Origin of the sequence: Pseudomonas subflava, from assembly GCF_023823685.1 — a bacterium.
GTDB lineage: Bacteria > Pseudomonadota > Gammaproteobacteria > Pseudomonadales > Pseudomonadaceae > Aquipseudomonas > Aquipseudomonas subflava.
The window spans coordinates 460,697-478,085 of record NZ_JAMXBF010000006.1; the positions used below are offsets into that span (position 1 = coordinate 460,697).

General features: G+C 66.0%; 12 protein-coding genes. 4 read left to right on the top strand and 8 right to left on the bottom strand.

The genetic code is table 11. The features are described from left to right. Nucleotides 1-6: 6 nt before the first annotated feature. From NF616_RS11335 to NF616_RS11345, 3 genes are all read right to left on the bottom strand, one after another. A complete protein-coding gene (locus NF616_RS11335; RefSeq protein WP_252273375.1) occupies nucleotides 7-966 on the bottom strand; it encodes an HlyD family secretion protein in 960 nt (319 codons plus the stop codon). A gap of 3 nt (nucleotides 967-969) precedes the next feature. Then, a complete protein-coding gene (locus NF616_RS11340) occupies nucleotides 970-1,332 on the bottom strand; it encodes a DUF3302 domain-containing protein (RefSeq protein ID WP_252273376.1) in 363 nt (120 codons plus the stop codon). Between the two features lie 100 nt (nucleotides 1,333-1,432). Beyond that, entirely contained in the window at nucleotides 1,433-2,434 is a 1,002-nt protein-coding gene (locus tag NF616_RS11345) for an acetoacetate decarboxylase (ADC) (RefSeq protein WP_252273377.1), read from the bottom strand. A gap of 263 nt (nucleotides 2,435-2,697) precedes the next feature. Between NF616_RS11345 and NF616_RS11350 the strand changes: the two genes are divergently transcribed. The 4 genes from NF616_RS11350 (at nucleotide 2,698) to fhuB (ending at nucleotide 8,827) form a co-directional block, all read left to right on the top strand. After that, nucleotides 2,698-4,962, top strand: a complete 2,265-nt coding sequence (locus NF616_RS11350) for a tetratricopeptide repeat protein (RefSeq protein ID WP_252273400.1) — start codon at nucleotides 2,698-2,700, stop codon at nucleotides 4,960-4,962. A 228-nt stretch (nucleotides 4,963-5,190) separates the two neighbouring features. Next, nucleotides 5,191-5,958 carry an ATP-binding cassette domain-containing protein gene (locus NF616_RS11355; protein ID WP_252273378.1) on the top strand — a complete coding sequence of 256 codons (768 nt, stop codon included), beginning with the start codon at nucleotides 5,191-5,193 and terminating at the stop codon, nucleotides 5,956-5,958. After that, nucleotides 5,958-6,815, top strand: coding sequence for an ABC transporter substrate-binding protein (locus NF616_RS11360; RefSeq protein WP_252273379.1), 858 nt, complete (start codon nucleotides 5,958-5,960; stop codon nucleotides 6,813-6,815). The genes NF616_RS11355 and NF616_RS11360 overlap by 1 nt, the downstream gene beginning before the upstream one ends. Further along, nucleotides 6,812-8,827 carry a Fe(3+)-hydroxamate ABC transporter permease FhuB gene (fhuB, locus tag NF616_RS11365; protein ID WP_252273380.1) on the top strand — a complete coding sequence of 672 codons (2,016 nt, stop codon included), beginning with the start codon at nucleotides 6,812-6,814 and terminating at the stop codon, nucleotides 8,825-8,827. Before NF616_RS11360 ends, fhuB begins: the two co-directional genes overlap by 4 nt. A 279-nt stretch (nucleotides 8,828-9,106) precedes the next feature. Here the strand turns inward: fhuB and fhuF are convergent, their stop codons facing one another. The 5 genes from fhuF to NF616_RS11390 all read right to left on the bottom strand — a co-directional run. Beyond that, nucleotides 9,107-9,856 (bottom strand): siderophore-iron reductase FhuF, encoded by a 750-nt coding sequence (fhuF, locus tag NF616_RS11370; protein ID WP_252273381.1) that lies wholly within the window; start codon nucleotides 9,854-9,856, stop codon nucleotides 9,107-9,109. A gap of 16 nt (nucleotides 9,857-9,872) precedes the next feature. Continuing rightward, nucleotides 9,873-11,165 (bottom strand): lysine N(6)-hydroxylase/L-ornithine N(5)-oxygenase family protein, encoded by a 1,293-nt coding sequence (locus NF616_RS11375; RefSeq protein WP_252273382.1) that lies wholly within the window; start codon nucleotides 11,163-11,165, stop codon nucleotides 9,873-9,875. Between the two features lie 151 nt (nucleotides 11,166-11,316). After that, nucleotides 11,317-12,315 carry a GNAT family N-acetyltransferase gene (locus tag NF616_RS11380; protein WP_252273383.1) on the bottom strand — a complete coding sequence of 333 codons (999 nt, stop codon included), beginning with the start codon at nucleotides 12,313-12,315 and terminating at the stop codon, nucleotides 11,317-11,319. After that, nucleotides 12,305-14,452, bottom strand: a complete 2,148-nt coding sequence (locus NF616_RS11385) for a TonB-dependent siderophore receptor (RefSeq protein ID WP_252273384.1) — start codon at nucleotides 14,450-14,452, stop codon at nucleotides 12,305-12,307. Before NF616_RS11385 ends, NF616_RS11380 begins: the two co-directional genes overlap by 11 nt. A gap of 109 nt (nucleotides 14,453-14,561) precedes the next feature. Next, nucleotides 14,562-17,389: condensation domain-containing protein (locus NF616_RS11390; protein ID WP_252273385.1), on the bottom strand; the 2,828-nt coding region annotated here is incomplete at its 5' end.

Genomic DNA, 17,389 nt, shown 5'->3' on the forward strand with positions numbered 1-17,389 from the left:
CCTCGGTCAGTGGAAGGGGAAGATGTAGTTCATCCAGGAGGCCATGCGCAGCAGGATCTTGCGCATGATCGCCACGTGGTGGAAGTGCTCCGAGTACAGCGCGGCCTGGCCATAGGCGCCGCCGGGCATGAGGTCGCGGTACTGGTCGAAGTCGGGATCGATCACCTCCAGCACCACCGGCACCCGCCCCGGCGGCGGCGAGCCGGTGAAGCCGATGAGGTTGCCGCTGGGTTGTACCTGGCCTTCGGCGATCACCGGCATGACCATCTTCACCCGCGCCTCGAACACCTCGCCGGGAATGCCGTCGAAGGCGATTTCCGCCTCGTCGCCCAGGGTCAGGCGCAGCTGGCTGTTTTGCCGCATCCAGGCCACGTAGGCGTAGTCCTCCTGGGGCACGAAGACCATCGCCGGGCGCAGCGGCATCTTCACCGCATAGATACCGGGGCGCAGCGACACCTGGGTGACGTAACCCCTGGAGGGCGCCCGCACCGTGGTGTTGTCCAGGTCGAATTGGGCGATGGCGAGTTGGGCGTTCAGGTCTTCGACCTGCGCGCGGGTGATGTCCACATCACGCCGGTTGCCGACGTTGCGCCGCGCCAATTCGCTGGCCCGGGCGAGGTCGGCGCGGGCCGAGACCAGCTGGGCCTTGATCGACTTGACCCGGTTCTCGAACGGCGTCGGGTCGATGCGGAACAGCACGTCGCCTTTCTCCAGCATCTGATGGCCCCTGACCGGCACCTCGACGACCTGGCCGCTGACCGCCGGCACGATCGGCGTGCTGACAAAATAGCTGCGCGACACCTCGGAGTAGGGGTGGTTGTAGTTCATCAGGAAGATCAGCGTGCCGATCAGCACGATGCCGCCGAGCACCGCGGTGGGTACCGTCCATTTGTTCAGCGGGATCCTGAAGATCTTGAAGATGGCGACGCAGATGGCGGTGTAGGTGAGGATGAGCAACAGGTCCATGGCTCAGTCCTCCCGCCGCGGTAGTTCGGAAACGGGTTCGGCCGCAGGCATCGCCTCCAGCTGTGCCAGGCGCGCCTGCAGGTCGCCGAGCTGCTGCTCCAGGGCATGCAGTCGCTCGTCCTCCGCAGGCGGGCTGGAGAAACCCCAGCCCCGGTCCTCGCGGTAGAGCGTTGCCCAGATCCACAGGAACGGCCAGATGGCATGCAGCGTGAACAGGCTGATCCAGCCCGCCACGTGGATGGCATCCTGCTGCGGATGATTGCGGTGTACCGCGATCTCGTACGGGATGTCGTGAATCGCGATCACCCCGTAGAACAACACGATGCCAACGAAGAACAGAATCCCCAACGCGACGTAGTCCAGCATCCCAGCCTCCCCAACGACGAGCCAACCTTCGCAGCAGGCTAGCAGCGCCAGCGAAGCGCTGCCATGTACCCGACGTACCGGCGGAGGCGGGCGCCGGTGGTCAGTCGTCGGCCAGCAGGGTTTTCAGCGGGGAGGGCGCATACAGCGCGCTCTGGAAGTCCGGCACGTACTCGTACTTGACCATTTCGCCCAGGTCCAGCGACGCGATGTACTGCGACAGGCTGCCTTCGCCGAGCACCAGCTTGACCTTGTCCTCATCGCCGCTGGAGGCATGGCTCAGCTGGCGCGATACCGCGTAACCGTAACTCAGCTCACCGCTGTGGCCGATGTTGGTGAAGCTGTTGCTGACCAGTTCGGGCTCGTTTGAAAGATCGCTCAGTTTCTCGGTCTGCAGGGTGACATCGAGTTTCCCCGTCTGGCTGTCGGCGATCTCGAACACCACCGAGGTGTCGGTTTCCCGGTAGCCGATGCCGGTCAGCCACTTGGGCAGGTTGTAGCCCACCACGCCGCGGACCCGGGCCAATTCGGTATTGACCGGCAGCTTGAGTACGTAGCCCCAGAAGTCCTTCGACATCGACTGGCCGACCAGCGTGACCGGGCCGAGATTGGCGTCGCCCGGCTTGTTGGTGACGATGGACAGGGCGATCTCGTTGTAGCTGTCGTTGTCGCAGTAGTGGTAGGCGTAAGCCGTCAACGCGACCAGGCCGCGGCCGGGCCAGACCTGCAGCGGTTGCATCTGTTCCAGCACCTCGGCGGGCATCAGCTCGCGCAGCCGGTCCAGGTCTGCGGTGTATACCGCCGTCACCCGACTGTTGCGGTAATAGAAGTTGGGCGAATAGGACTCGAAGCCCATGTCGACCTTGGTTTTCTTCAGGCCGCGGAACCAGCTCAGATCGACATCCGGCGCCTCGGCGGCAATCACTGAGAGCGGCGGGTTGGAGTGGTAGCGGTCATACAGCCCGCCCGCGACCACGGGAATCGCCTCGCCGGCGATGGTGGTGGTGTTCGTCGCCCGTTCCGTATCGGGCAGGCTCGTCGCCCAGGACGCCGACGCCAGGGCCGTCAGAACTGCGCCGGTTGCCGCAAGGATGCTGAATTTCATGTGTTCGTCTCCGCGTGGTGATGGGCCGAAGCCCGAGTCGCCAGCCATGAGAAAGGCCGGGCGCGGAAACCCTAACGTTTAACTTAACTTTAAGGTCAAGCGCTTGTAGAGACGATTTCGCTGGCGCACATTTTCCAGTCGCGATCAGGCAGCGAAGCGGAGAAAATGCGCCCGGCATGGGCACTGGCCCGGCTGGACTCGATCGTGGAGAGAGGGGAGTGAGATACCGAGACATCGCAGCTTTGCTGTTCCGAGGCACGGTTATCGCCGCCCTTGTCCTCGCTCGTCCCGCCTGGGCCGAATCGGCGCAAGGCGGTCGCGCACCCGCGCAAGCCCCCTCGAGCGAAGGTTACGCCGCTGCCGATAGTTGTTTCGGCTGTCATGCCGAGCAGGCCGCGCAGTGGCAGGACTCGGATCACGCCTGGGCCATGCGCGACGCAACCGAGGACAACGTGCTGGGCCGTTTCGACGATGCGGTGTTTGACGAGGCGGGCGTCAAGGCTCGGTTCTTCCGCAGAGGGGACGTCTTCCTCGTCAATACCGAAGGGGAAGATGGCAAGCCGGCGGACTTCCGGATTCTCTACACCTTTGGCTTCCATCCGCTGCAACAGTATCTGGTTGCATTTCCCGGCGGCCGCCTCCAGGCGCTGACGGTCGCGTGGGACAGCAGGTCGAAGGAGGAGGGTGGCCAGCGCTGGTTCTCGCTCTATCCCGGCCAGCGCTTCGCTCCGGGCGATCCACTGCACTGGACAGGGCGCTACCAGAATTGGAACTCGATGTGCGCCGATTGCCACTCTTCGCGCCTGCTCAAACACTACGACGACCGGAAAGACAGCTTCGCCAGCACCTGGCAGGAGCAGACCGTCGGCTGCCAGGGTTGCCATGGCCCGGGGCAGGCACACGTCGAATGGGCGAAGCGGGCGCCGGCGGACGGAACGTCCCACACCTCTGACAGAGAAATCGGCCTGAACGTGGATTTCAGGGCACTGGGAAGTCACGGACAGGTGGAACAGTGCGCGTTCTGTCATAGCCGCAGACAAAGCCTCGGCGTCGGCCAGATGCCGGGGCATCCGCAGCTGGATCAGAGCCTGCCGGCCGCCTTGCGCGCGGACCTCTACCATGCCGACGGCCAGATTTCCGGCGAGGTCTACGAGTTCGGCTCGTTCACGCAGAGCAAGATGTACGCCGCCGGTGTGGCCTGCACGGACTGTCACGATCCGCACACCAGCAAGGTGCGAATCGAGGGCAACGGGCTTTGCCTGCAATGCCACAATCCGACGCCGCCGGTTGCACGGTTCCCCGGTCTGCAGGCCAAGAACTACGACAACGCGGCGCATCACCATCACACGCCCGGCTCCGCAGGCGCGCAATGCGTGAACTGCCACATGCCAGAAAAGACATACATGGTCGTAGACCCGCGCCGGGACCACAGCTTCCGCATACCGCGCCCGGACCTCGCCGTGGCGACCGCCAGCCCGGATGCCTGCACCAGTTGCCACACCGAAAAGAAGCCGGTTTGGGCAGCCGAGGCCATCGAACGCTGGTTCGGCGAACCCAAGCGGCCAAATCACTATGGCGACTCCTTCCACGCCGTACGCAGCGGGCAGGGCATAGCGCTCAGCCTGCTGGGCAGACTGCTGGCGAACGACGAGAGTCCATCCATTGTCCGTGCGACGGCGGCGGACGAGTTGGCGGATATCGGCCCGGCGGCAATGCTGAACCTGAAATGGGCGCTCAAGGACAGTAACCCGATGATCCGCGCCTATGCTGCCGCGGGATTCGAAAGTGTGCCCGCGACGGAGCGACTGAAACCGTTGCTGCCGCTGCTCCAGGACCCGACCCTGGCGGTACGCGACCAAGCGGTGTACGCGCTGGCAGACGTTCCACCGCAGCAGTTGCCTGAGGCGCAGCGAGATCGATTCGAGACGCTCCTGGCCGATTACGAGCGTCGCCTGCGTGGCAATGCGGACCTACCCGGAGGAAGGCTCAATCTGGCTGTTTACCTGTCGCGCCGCGGTCGTGAGAGTGAGGCCATGGACGAGTACCGCCAGGCCCTGCGGCTCGATCCCTATTTTTCACCGGCGCGCGTCAACCTGGTCACGCTGGCTAACGATGCGCAACAGCCTGAGGTCGCCGAGCAGCTTCTGCGGGAAGGATTGGCGCTGGAAAAAATGCCGACGCTCGATCACGGCAACCTGGCCTATATGCTGGCGTTGCTGCTCGTCGAACACGGGCGAGCCGAGGAAGCACTGGCCTGGCTGGAAACGGCAGCGCGAGAGTTACCGCAGAATGCGCGCGTTCGCTACAACCAGGGACTGTTGCTCGCACAGATGCAACGCAGGGATGAGGCAGTCATCGCATTGCGCAGCGGCCTCGAGCAATCGCCGGAAGATCCCGATTTGTTGTATGCGCTGATTTATCTGCATGCGCTGGCCGGAGAGCGTAGCGAGGCCGTCGAATACGTTGCACGCATGCGCGAGGCCGCGCCGGGTGATCCACGTTTGCGGGCGATAGAGCCGAGCCTGTGATGAGCACAGCCAATCGAAGACGTGCGGCGGACAGCCTAAAGGTGTTCCCGGATATTATGCGATTAAACATAATATACATTATGCGAATCCTTGGCTGGTAAGTAACGGCTCGTTCCCGCTACGCATATAGGATCTTCCGTTCAATCGGCTCGAGCTGAATCACTCCTGTTTGCACCGAATTATCATCTTCTATACAGTTCCCCGCCTGCCTGGACGCAAGGATTGCCCATGTTCCGACTCGACGCGGTCAGCTTCAGCCTGCCGGAGCGCACGCTCCTGCATCCGCTCACGCTCGACATTCCCCAGGGCCAGATGGTCGGCCTGATCGGCCACAACGGTTCCGGCAAATCCACGCTCCTGAAGATGCTGGCTCGCCAGCAACCGGCCAGTTCCGGGCGCGTACTGCTTGACGACAAAGTCGTGGATGACTGGAAGGATCGCGACTTCGCCCGCCAGGTCGCCTATCTGCCACAGCAGCTGCCAACCGCCGACAGCCTGACGGTACGCGAGCTGGTCGGTTTCGGCCGTTATCCCTGGCATGGGCTGCTCGGCCGCTTCGGTGTCGAAGATCACGCCAAGGTCGACGAGGCCATGGAGCTGACCGACACCTCGCGCTTCGCCGAGCGCATGGTCGACAGCCTGTCCGGTGGCGAGCGTCAGCGCGTGTGGCTGGCCATGCTGCTGGCGCAGAACAGCCGCTACCTGCTGCTGGATGAACCCACTTCGGCCCTCGACATCGCTCACCAGGTCGACGTGCTCGGCCTGGTGCACCGGCTCAGCCAGCAACTCGGGCTGAGCGTGATCGTGGTCCTGCATGACATCAATATGGCGAGCCGCTACTGCGATCGCCTGATCGCGCTGCACAGCGGCCGGCTGTTACTGGACGGCAGCCCGGCCGAGCTGATGACCGACAGCAACCTCGAGGCCATTTACGGCCTGCCGATGCAGGTGCTCAGCCACCCGCGCGGCCAGCAACCCATCGCCGTGGTGATCTGATGCGCTGGCTGTTGTGCGCGCTCGCGCTGGTGGCGAGCCTGACCCACGCCGAGATGCGCCAGCCGCGCATCGCGGTGATCGACTGGGGGCTGACGGAAACCCTGCTGGGGCTTGGTGTGACGCCGATCGCCGTGGCCCAGACTGAAGGCTATCGGCGCTGGGTACAGGCGCCCGAGCTGCCCGCCGAGGTGATCGACCTCGGGCTGCGCGTCGAGCCCAACCTCGAGCTGCTCAGCCAGCTCAAGCCGGACATGATCCTGATCACCCCGCAGTTCGCCGCCAGCCGCCCGCAACTGGAGCGCATCGCGCCGGTGCACACGCTGGCCATCTACACGCCCGAGGCCGAGGCCTATGTCGGCGCGCAGCGAGTGACCCGCGAGCTGGCAGCGTTGCTTGGTCGCCTGGTCGAGGGCGAAGCGATGATCGCGCGCATCGACGCCAACATGGTGCGGGTGAAGCAGCGCCTGGCCACGCAGGCATTGCCACCCTTTTATGTGATGACCTTTCTCGACCAGCGCCACGTGCGCCTGTTCGGCAAACAGAGCATCTATCAGGGCGTGCTGGACCGCGTCGGCCTGCGCAACGCCTGGACCGGTCCGACCAACTACTGGGGCTTCACCCAGCAAGGCATCGAGCGGCTGGCCGAGGAGCCCACGGCCGCCCTGCTCTATCTCGAACCCATGCCGCCCGGCACGGCCGATGGCCTGGCCAGTAGCGCCCTATGGCAACAATTGCCGGCGGTGCGCGAGCAGCGTCTGTACGGCCTGCCGCCGGTCTGGAGTTTCAACGGTCTGATGGCCGCCGAACGCTTCGCCAACCTGCTGGAGGCGCGTCTGGTGTCGGAGAACGAGCGATGACCGACCTGCTGGCCCAGGGGCCGCTGCCCACCCGCGAGCGCCGCGGTTTCTCCAGCCACCCGATCTGGCTGTGCGGTCTGCTGCTGGCCCTGACATTGGGTCTGGCATTGACCGACCTCGGCCGACGCCTGCCCACCGGCGAATGGCTGCAGGGCATTGCCAACCCGGTCGACGGCGACATGGCGCAGCTGATCCTGCATTACAGCTGGCTGCCGCGCCTGTGCATGGCCCTGCTCTGCGGCGCCGTCCTGGCCCTGGCCGGCACCCTGATGCAACAGGTGCTGCGCAACCCGCTGGCGTCGCCCACCACCCTGGGCGTATCCAGCGGCGCCCAGCTCGGCCTGCTGGTGGCCACGCTGTGGGCGCCCTGGGCGCTCGATTACGGCCGTGAATGGGTGGCGCTGGCCGGAGGCGGCGTGGCTGCGCTGCTGGTGTTCGCCCTGGCCTGGCGCCGCGGTCTGGCGCCGCTGACGCTGATCCTCGCCGGTCTGGTGGTGACGCTTTACCTCAGCGCGCTGAACGTGACCCTGATGCTGATCCAGCAGCAGGACCTCAATGCCGTGTTCATCTGGGGTTCGGGCTCGCTCAGCCAGAACAGCTGGGGTGGCGTGGAATTCCTGCTGCCGCGCCTGGGCCTCGGCCTGCTGCTTCTGCTGCCGCTGCTGCGCCCGCTGGCCCTGCTGGAACTGGACGACAGCGGCGTGAAGAGCCTCGGCGTGCCGCTGCGATTCCTGCGCTTCGTCACTCTCACCCTCTCCGTCTATCTGGCTGCCTGCGTGGTCAGTGTCGTCGGCGTGATCGGTTTCATCGGCCTGGCCGCGCCGGCGCTGGTGCGCCTGCTCGGCGCCCGTACCTTCGCCCAGCGTTTGCGCTGGGCTCCCGTACTGGGTGGTCTGCTGCTGTGCGTGACCGACCTCGGCATCCAGCGCCTGGCCGGCAACCTGGCCGAGCTGGTGCCCACCGGCGCCGCCACCGCCCTGCTCGGCGCCCCGCTGCTGCTCTGGTTGCTGCCGCGTCTGCGCCTGGCTGGCGGGCAGCCACAGAGTGCCGACAGCCAGCACTTCGAGCGCCATCCCTTCCCCGCTCGCCGCCTGGCGCCTTTGGCATTGCTGCTGGGCGGCGTGTTGCTGATCGCGCTCGGCCTGGGCCGTGGCCTGGAAGGCTGGCAATTCAGCCTCACCGACATCGCCGTGCTCGAGTGGCGCTGGCCGCGGGTGACCGCCGCGGCGGCGGCGGGCTGCATGTTGGCCCTGGCCGGCTGTATGATCCAGCGCTTGACCGGCAATCCCATGTCCAGCCCGGAGGTGCTCGGCATCAGCGCCGGCGCTGCCCTGGGCCTGATCGCCCTGCTCTTTCTGTTGCCCTATTCCGGCCCCTTGGCTCAGTTGGCCCTGGGCGGACTGGGCGCCGGCCTGACCCTGCTTCTGCTGCTGGGACTGTCGCGCCGCTCCGGATTCGCTCCGGAAAAGGTGCTGCTGATCGGCATCAGCATCACCGCGCTGTTCGATGCGCTGCAGGTGATTCTGCTGGCCGGCGGCGACCCGCGCGGACAGAACCTGCTCAGCTGGATGTCCGGCTCGACCTATTTCGTCGGCCCGCAGATGGCGATCTGGGTGCTGGTCTGCAGCCTGCTCCTGCTGGCGGCTTCCCTGCCCTTCGGTCGCTGGCTGGAGCTGTTGCCGCTGGGCGACGGTACGCCGCGTGCGCTCGGCGTGCCGCTGGGGCGTAGCCGTTTCGTGCTGCTCTTGCTGGCCTCGCTGCTGACCGCCGGCGCGACTCTGATCGTCGGGCCGCTGAGTTTCGTCGGCCTGCTCGCGCCGCATCTGGCGCGCCTGCTGGGTCTGGCGCGCGCGGTGCCGCAGCTGCTCGGCGCGGCGCTGCTCGGCGCGTTGGTGATGGTGGCGGCGGACTGGCTGGGGCGCACCGTATTGTTCCCCGCGCAGCTGCCGGCGGGACTGCTGGCCTCGCTGCTGGGTGGGGGCTATTTCATGTTGTGTCTGTATCGGCGGTGACGGGGCGGCGGTTGGGCTGATGGTGGGCTGTTCGCTGCGCTCCTGAGCCCACCCTACGTGCTGCGGGTGAGCTTCCGAGGCCTAGCTAACGCCCGTGAACGCCACTCATAGCGCGGCAAACCAAGGTCGCGGGGCCTTTGTAGCCCGGATGCAATCCGGGAGCCGGGCCGCCTGCTTCCCGGATTGCATCCGGGCTACGAACTAGCTCACCCGAGCCATTGTTCGGCTGAGCAACGACCTAGGGTGCACTCGTCCGCAGGGCGGTACGCCGATAGAGCATCAATCCAGAACGGCCGTTCCTTCCGCCGGCGGCTCCTCGAGCAGCGGGCAGTTGTCGCACATCGCCATGCCCAGCTCGTTGCGGATGCAGCACAGCTTGCGCTGGCGCCAGGGCGCGCAGCCCTCGCCCTGCGGCACGTAGCTCACCGGCTCGAACAGCGGGTTGCGAGTGCCGTCCGGGCGCAGCTTGCTTTCCAGCACCTCGAATCCCTGGGCCAGCATCGGTTTGGGAAACGGCAGGCCGCCGAGGGTCGACATGAACCACTCGAAGTAGTTGCCGGCATTGCTCCACAGCACCCGCGCGGCGATCTTGCGGTGGGCGCGCAGGGCGTCGATGAAGGGCAGCAGGTTGTCGTCCAGCAATCCGCCAAAACGCTCGAAGCCGCTGGCCGGCGCGGCGCTCCAGCGCTCGCCGGCATGCGGCAGCTTGAAGGCCTCGGGCAGGCCGTCGGCGCCGACCACCACCTGGATCTCGTCAAACTCCAGCGGCAGGCGCCAATTAAGGATCAGTCCTGCCGCCAGCACCGGCGGAATCAGGCGCAGGAAGTAGTACTTGGACCACAGCGACATCAGCGCCCGCCGATCCCCTTCGGCATGCTCGGGGCCGAAGCGCAGCATCTGTTCCTCCAGACGCGCGGCGCTGACGAACTCACGCCCGGGCAATGCCGGGCGTGGGTCATCCGCAAGGGTGAGTACATCGCGGTAGTGGGCGAAAGGCCCTTGGAACAGCGGGGCGATGGCCGGGATCATCGGCCCCCCGCCTGGGTCAAGCACATGCGCTGGCGACTCCTGTCGATTGGCGGTGACGGCTGTTGTCCAGCAAGGCGTCGACCACTTCCTGCGAGCGAATGGCCAGCACCGACAGCAGCGTATCGCTCAGGCCGTGGCTGGCCTCGCAGCAACCCTGCAGGTAGATACCGGCGCTCATCTGCGGCTGGCAGCACAGACGATAATCGCGTTCCACACCGTCGCCAAGATGCTCCTGCAGCCCTTCGAGCAGGCGCTTGTAGCCGTCGCGGCGGTAACCGGTGGCCAAGACCACGGCATCGAACAGGCGCTCCTCGCGCCCTTCCGGCCCCTGCAGCGTCAGACGGACTCCTTCGGCGCCGGCCTGCACGGCCTCGATGCTGCGCTGCGGCAGCAGGTTGTGCGGCGCGTGGCCGGTCACTTTTTGCAGATAGAGGCGATGGTAGATGCTCTCGATCAGGTCCAGATTGACCACCGAGTAGTTGGTCTGGGCGTTGGCCTGGATGAAGGCGTGACGCTCTTCCGGGGCCTGGCCATAGACCAGGTCGGTGTAAGCCGGATCGAAGATCTCGTTGACGAAGGGGCTGTCGTCCGCCGGGCGCAGCGCCTGGCTGCGCATCACCATGCTCACCTCGGCGGCCGGGAAACGCCCGCACAGGTCACTGAAGATTTCGGCCGCACTCTGCCCGGAGCCGATCACCGCCACGCGCCGGGGCGCGCAGCCCTGGATGCGCTCCAGGTAGTTGGAGGAATGGATCACCCGGCCGTCGCCGCGCAGCGGGCGGAACATCTCCGGGATCACGGGCTCGCCGCCGATGCTGACCACCAGATTGCGGGTAATGCGCGCACGGGTGCGGCCATCGGCCAGGCGCGAGATCACCCTGACCCGGGTCACGTCGCTGCCATCGAGCACCGGCTCGACGCCGATGACTTCCTCGCCGTAGTGCACGCGGTCGGTGAAGTGGCCGGCGGCCCAGGCCAGGTAGTCGTTGTACTCCAGGCGCGAGGGCGTGAAGGTGCTGATGTTGATGAAGGCTTCCAGCCGACGCTTCTGATGCAGGTAGTTGACGAAGGTGTAGCGGCTGGACGGATTGCGCAGCGTGGCCAGGTCCTTGAGGAAGGAGATCTGCATGCGGCTGTCGTCCAGCAGCATGCCGCCGTGCCACTCGAAGGCCGGCTTCTTCTCCAGGAAGCAGTAGCGCAGACCGTTCTCGCGTACGCGGCGGTCCTCGTCCAAGGCCACCGCGATGGCCAGGTTGGCGGGCCCAAAGCCCAGCCCGATCACGTCGTATTCCAGTGTTTCTATGCTCATGTCAGGCCCCGATCCTCTGCGGATGGTTCGTGTGAAGGCCAAGTCAGCCTCTGGAGGCGCTCGCCTCGCCCAACCTCATCAGTTCACGGCCACGCTCGGGCGCGGCTCTGTTGTTCTATGGTCTCGCGGCCGGGGCCGCGAGCCTTACTGCTCATGCCAAGCGGCAGCGCTCGAAGAACACCTCGCGGGACTGCACCATGAGTGCCGCGCGCTTGTGCGGAAAATCGAATTCCTTGGCCTTGTGGTATCCCTGTGCCTGCATGTGCCCGATCATCCGGGCGTTGTCGGCGCGAGGCTCGGCGACCACCCGCTGGGTACGCGGGTCGTCGAGGAACAGGTAATGGGTCAGCGCGCTTAGCCAGCTGGCCACCTTGTGCGGGCCACGATGGCTCTCCTCGCCCACCAGCATATGGATGCCGCGGTCGTAGTCGCCCACCTCGTAGAACGGCGCGATGCGGTCTTCCTTGGCCCAGTAGGCCTCGTAGTAGGCGAAGGGCTCGTCGTCGAAGCAGCCGATCAGCGTCAGCACGCGCGGATCGGCGGCCAGCTCCTCCAGATACTGGCGGTGCTTGGCCAGGTCGCCCTCCTCCTGCCAGAAAGCGGCCACACGGGAACTGTTCTGCCAGCGGTTGAAGCGCGCGAGGTCCTCGTCGATGTCCAGGGTGCGCAGGGAGATCCAGGCGCCCAGGTTGGCATCGAAACGCCGATAGACCTCGCCCGAAGGCTTGGGCGCGCGACGCGGATGGCGGCGGCCGGTGGCGTGCATGACCATCTGCTGCGGATAGCCGGCGCTGCCAGCAGCCCGCAGAAATGTGGCCGGCAGTTGCCAGAACAGCGAACGCTCGATGCGCAGGTTGCCGCCCTCACCCACCAGCAGGCCGCTGGCCAGCAGCGCCGGGTCGACCTGCTCCAGCTGCAGGCGCAACGCCTGCAGGTCGGGATTGTTGGCGAAGCACCAGTAGGCGAGTGCCCACAGGGCCTCGGCCTGATGCTCGACGGCCAGCTCCAGCGGTATCAGCAGCTCGCCCTGACGACGGGCGCGCAACAGCGCGCGCTCGTCCAGGTGCAGGGCCAGGCTGGCGCCATCGTCGCGGGCGCTGAGCTGCCGGCCATCGGGCAGTCGCAGCTGGGTTAGCTTGTTAGAACTCATAGGTGGCACTGGCGATGACGTTGCGGCGGTTGCCGTACCAGCAGTAGTACTCGCACGCGGCGATGTATTCCTTGTCGGTCAGGTTGCTCGCGTTGAGTTGCAGGCGAATGTCCTGGATGCGGTAGCCGATCATGGCGTCGACCAGGGTGTACGACGGCACTTCCAGGGTCTCGGTGTTATCGCCGTAGCTGGAGCTGGTGTGGCGCACGCCCGCACCGAATTCCAGACCGTCGAGCGCACCGCCGATGAACTGGTACTTGCCCCACAGGGAGGCCATCTCGTCGGCGACGTTGGCCGGGACCTTGTCCTTTTCCGCCGGGACCGAGGTCTTGGTGGTCTCGGGGTCGAGCTTGGTGTAGCTGGCGATTAGGCTGATGTTCTCGGTGACGTTGGCCTGGGCCTCCAGTTCGATACCGCGGCTGCGCACTTCGCCCAGCTGGGTGGGTACGCCATTCTGGGTCTTGGTGACGTTTTCCTGGGTCAGCTCGAATACGGCCGCGGTGAACATCGCGTCCAGGCCCTGCGGCTCGTATTTCAGACCGATTTCCTTCTGGTCGCCTTCCTGCGGCTTGTACGGCTCGCCCGTGACGCGGTTCAGATCGGTCACCGGCAGGAAGAACTCGGAATAGCTGATGTAGGGCGTCAGGCCATTGTCGAAGGTGTAGGCGACGCCACCGCTCCAGGTGAAGTTGTCGTCGCGCACGTCGTGCTTCTCACCAGTGGTCTGGTTGTCGAAGTCGGTACGCGAGCGGTCGTAGCGACCGCCGAGCAGGAACACCCAGTTGTCGAACTTGAACTGCTCCTGCACGTAGTAGCCCATCTGGTCGGCGCGGGTGTCCTTGTCTTCCAAGGCGAAATCGCCGATGGGCAGGCCGTACTCGGGATCGTAGATATCCAGCAGCGGAATGGCCGGGAAGGTCGGATAGCCGCTGGGGCTGCGGTCGTTGATTTTCAGCTGCTGGTAGTCGACGCCGATCAGCAGGGTGTTCTCCCAGCGGTCGCCGAACCAGTTGCCGAGCAGGCGGTTGTCGACCGACAGGTTGTCGGCCTTGCCGTCGTTGTAGGTCAGACCACGGGCGATGAGGCGGTCGGTGACGTCGCCGTAATAGAACAGCTGGCGCAGCTCCAGATCCATGTGGCCGTAGCGCAGGTTCTGCTGGAAGTCCCAGTTGTCGCTGAGGCGGTGGTTCAGCTCGTAGCCCAAGGTGTACTGGTCGCGCTCGAAGGTCTCGTAGCTGGGGTCGCCCACGGCGGTGTCGGTATCGATGTCGCCGTTGGGGTTGTTCACGATGGTGCCGCTGGACGGCAGGAACTGCAGCTGGGGATCGGAACGATCCTTCTGGATGCTGGCCAGCAGGGTCAGCGAGGTGTCTTCGTTGAAATTGATGGTCATGGACGGCGCCAGCAGGATGCGCGCGGCGTCCACGTCGTCGACCTGGGTGCCGGTGTCGCGGCTCAGCGCGACCACGCGGTACATCAGGTTGCCCTCTTCATCCAATTGGCCGCCGACGTCGGCATTGATCTGCTTGCGGTCGAAGCTGCCGTACTGAATGCCGATCTCGTTGCGGCCTTCGGCGTTCGGGCGCTTGCTCTGCAGGTTGATCAGGCCGCCCGGCGGGGTCTGGCCGTAGAGCACGGAGGACGCGCCCTTGAGCACCTCGATGCGCTCGAGCATGTAGGGGTCGATCTGCCAGCTGTAGAAGGCGCTGGAGTAGATGCGCGAGCCGTCCATGAACAGGCCGTTGTTGGCCTGCTTGAAGCCGCGAATGATGAACCAGTCCTGCTTGTTGTCCTCGCCGTAGAAGCCAGCCTGTACGCCGGCCGAATAGCGCAGGGCCTCGCTGATGGTCTGGACGTTGCGATCCTTCATCTGCGCATCGGTCACGACCGAGACGGAGCGCGGGGTTTCGCTCAGGGGGGTGTTGATCTTGGTGGCGCTGCGGCTGTTCTTGGCGACGTAGCCTTCATCCTCGCCGACCGGGCTGTCCAGCTCGCCGCTGATATTGGCGGCATCCAGCTGTACGGCTTCCTCGGCGTGCAGGCCAAAGCTGAAGGCGCTCAGCGCGCAGGCCATGGCCAGCGGCAAACGGGCCTTGGCGAACGGGACTCGGGCCAGGTTCTTAGCTTGCTGTTCCATCAACACTCCCCAAAGAAATCAAATTAGAAGAATTCGCATTTATATGTCTCGCCTGTTCAAGACGAACGAGGGTCGGGAAAATTTAGCAGTCATGGCGAATTCTTCCGGTTCAGGTCGCCAACAGCGCCGTCAGCTCCTGCAATACCTGCGGGTGACGGACGATGCCCTGGTGGTCGGTGTCGACCAGGCGATGACTGGCCGCCCTGCCCTGCACCCGCTCCAGCCCACTTTCCAGCAGGGCCGCGCGACCGACGGGCTGCGCTGCCCACCAGCAGTGCGGCTGCACCTTGACCTTCGGCAGCGAATAACCGGCACAGAGCCGGCGCATGTGCTGCTCCAGCGCCCAGGCAAACAGCAGCTCCTCCAGGCTCTGGCGGGTCATGCCATCCAGCGGCTGGCCGGCGAACCAGCTGCCGCAGGCCTGCGGCCAGTCCAGTGGCTCGAGCTGCAGCAGCTGCTCGAACAGGCCGTCCCAGGCCTTGGCCGCCAGCTCCGGGGCCAACAGTTGCAGATGCTCGACCAGCTTGGCCCGCGCCTGGGGATGACGGGCGTCGTCGCCGGCAATCTCGGTACCCGGCACGTAGCAGTCGAGCAGTCCGAGGAAGGCCACTTCCTCGCCATGAGCCTCCAGGCGTGCCGCCAGCTCCAGGGCCAGGCTGCCGCCCAACGACCAGCCGACCAGACGGTACGGCCCCTGCGGCTGCTGCTTGAGCAGTGCAGCCAGGTAGGCGTCGGCCATCTCGCCCAGCGACGCATCGCGCCAACTCGGATCGAGGAAGCTGCGGCACTGCAGGCCGAGGACTTCGCGCACACCGTCCAGGCGCGCCGCCAGCAGCTGATAGCCGGTGACCCGGCCGGTGACCGGATGCGGGCAGAACACGGGAGCCGCACCGGCCTCCTGACGGGTCAGGCGCAGCAGCGGCGACGGGCCCTGCACGGCCTGGCCGCGGGCCAGTTCCAGCAGGCCGAGCAACTCCCGGCGATAGTCCGCGGCCAAGGCCTCGATGGTCTCGGCGCGGTACTGGTTGGCCGCGTATTCCCAGGAAAGCTGCAACTGGCCATCGAACACCTGGCCGTTGACCGCCAGGCGCGCGGCCAGCGGATTGCTCGCCGCCACCGCCGCACCACCGCCGGCAGCCGGGCGGAACCAGTCCGCCGCCGCGCCGGCCTGGTACTGGCCGAGGTAGTTGAAGATCACTTCGGCGCTCGGCACGGCGGCAAGTGCCGCTTGCGCCGCGGCCGAGCCCAACCAACGCAGCACGCCGTAACCCTGGCCGCCATGTTCGATCTGCTGCAGGCGCTGCTGAATCTGCTGCAGCTGCTCGGCCGCCGCGTCGAGTTGCGGCAATTGCAGCGGATACAGGCTGGTGAACCAGCCGACCGTGCGCGACAGATCCAGCTCGCCGGCCAGCGCCTCGCGGCCGTGGCCTTCCAGATTGACCCGCAGCCCCGGCTGGCCGCTCCAGCGGCACAGGGCGCGGGTCAGCGCGGTGAGCAGCAAGGCATCGATACGCACGCCGAGCTGCGCCGGCGCCTGTAACAGACGTTTGGTCTCGCTGGCATCCAGGGCCAGGCGCACTTCGCGCTTGTCGCCATGGCTGGCGCTGGCACCGTCGAGTTCACGCGGCAAGGCCAGCGCAGGGCCGCTCAGGCGGCTGCACCAGGCGTCCAGCTCGACTTGCGCCGCTGCACTGTTCGACCACTTCTGCAGGGCCTCGCTCCAGCCTTTGTAGGACTGGCTCTTGCCCGGCAGACGCACGGCCTGGCCGGCTTCCAACTGGCGATAAGCCGCGAGGAGGTCTTCCAGCAGGATGCGCCAGGACACCCCGTCCACCACCAGGTGGTGCACGGCCAGTAGCAGACGGTCGGGCTGGCCGGCCTGCTTGAGATGAAGCGCGCGCAACAGCGGGCCGGCGGTCAGGTCGAGACTCTGCTGGGCCTGCTGGCAAAACGCTTCGGCTTCGGCAGCGCTGCTCGCCTCGCGCAGCCACAGCAGTGGTTGCGCGGCATCCACGTCGGCGTAGCGCTGGCGCCAGACGCCCTGCTCCTGACTGAAACGCAGGCGCAGGCCGTCGTGATGGGCCACCAGCGCCTGCAGCGCCTGCTCCAGCAGCTCTGGATCGAGCGGACGCAGCAGTTCCAGATTGAGCGCCTGGTTCCAGTGCGCCGGCTCGACCTGGCCCATGGCGAAGAAATGCGCCTGAATCGGAGCCAGCGGCAGCTCGCCGGTCACCGGTTCCTGCGCCACGTCTTCACCGGCGACGCGGGCTGCCTGGGCCAGTTCGGCCAGGCGCGGGAATTGGAACAGCGCTCGCGGCGCCAGTTGCAGGCCTTGCTGGCGTACGCGACTGACGACCTGTAGCGCGACAATGGAGTCGCCACCCAGCTCGAAGAAGTGATCCTGGCGCCCTACCCGTTCCACGCCCAGCACCTCGGCCCAGATGGCGGCGAGGATGCGTTCGTTGTCGGTCCGTGGCGCTTCGTAGGACTGGCTCTGCCAGGTCGGCTCCGGCAGCGCGGCACGATCCAGCTTGCCGGCTGGAGTCAGCGGCAGTTTGGCCAGGGCGATGATCTGCGCAGGAACCATATAGTCCGGCAGGATCTTGGCCAGCTCTGCGCGCAGTGCAGTGGCGTCGGTGCCGTCTTTGGCCACCATATAGCCCACCAGTTGCTTGCCTGTCTGAGTCTCGCGGGCAATTACCGCCGCTTCCTGCACGCCTTCCAGAGCCAGCAACTGGCTCTCGATCTCGCCCAGTTCGATACGGAAACCGCGGATCTTCACCTGATGATCGACGCGACCGAGGTAATCCAGGGTGCCGTCTTCGCGCCAGCGCACCAGGTCGCCGGTGCGGTACATGCGCTCGCCAGCAGCACCGAACGGATCGGGCAGGAAGCGCTCGGCAGTCAGCTCGGGGCGTTGGAAGTAGCCACGGGCCA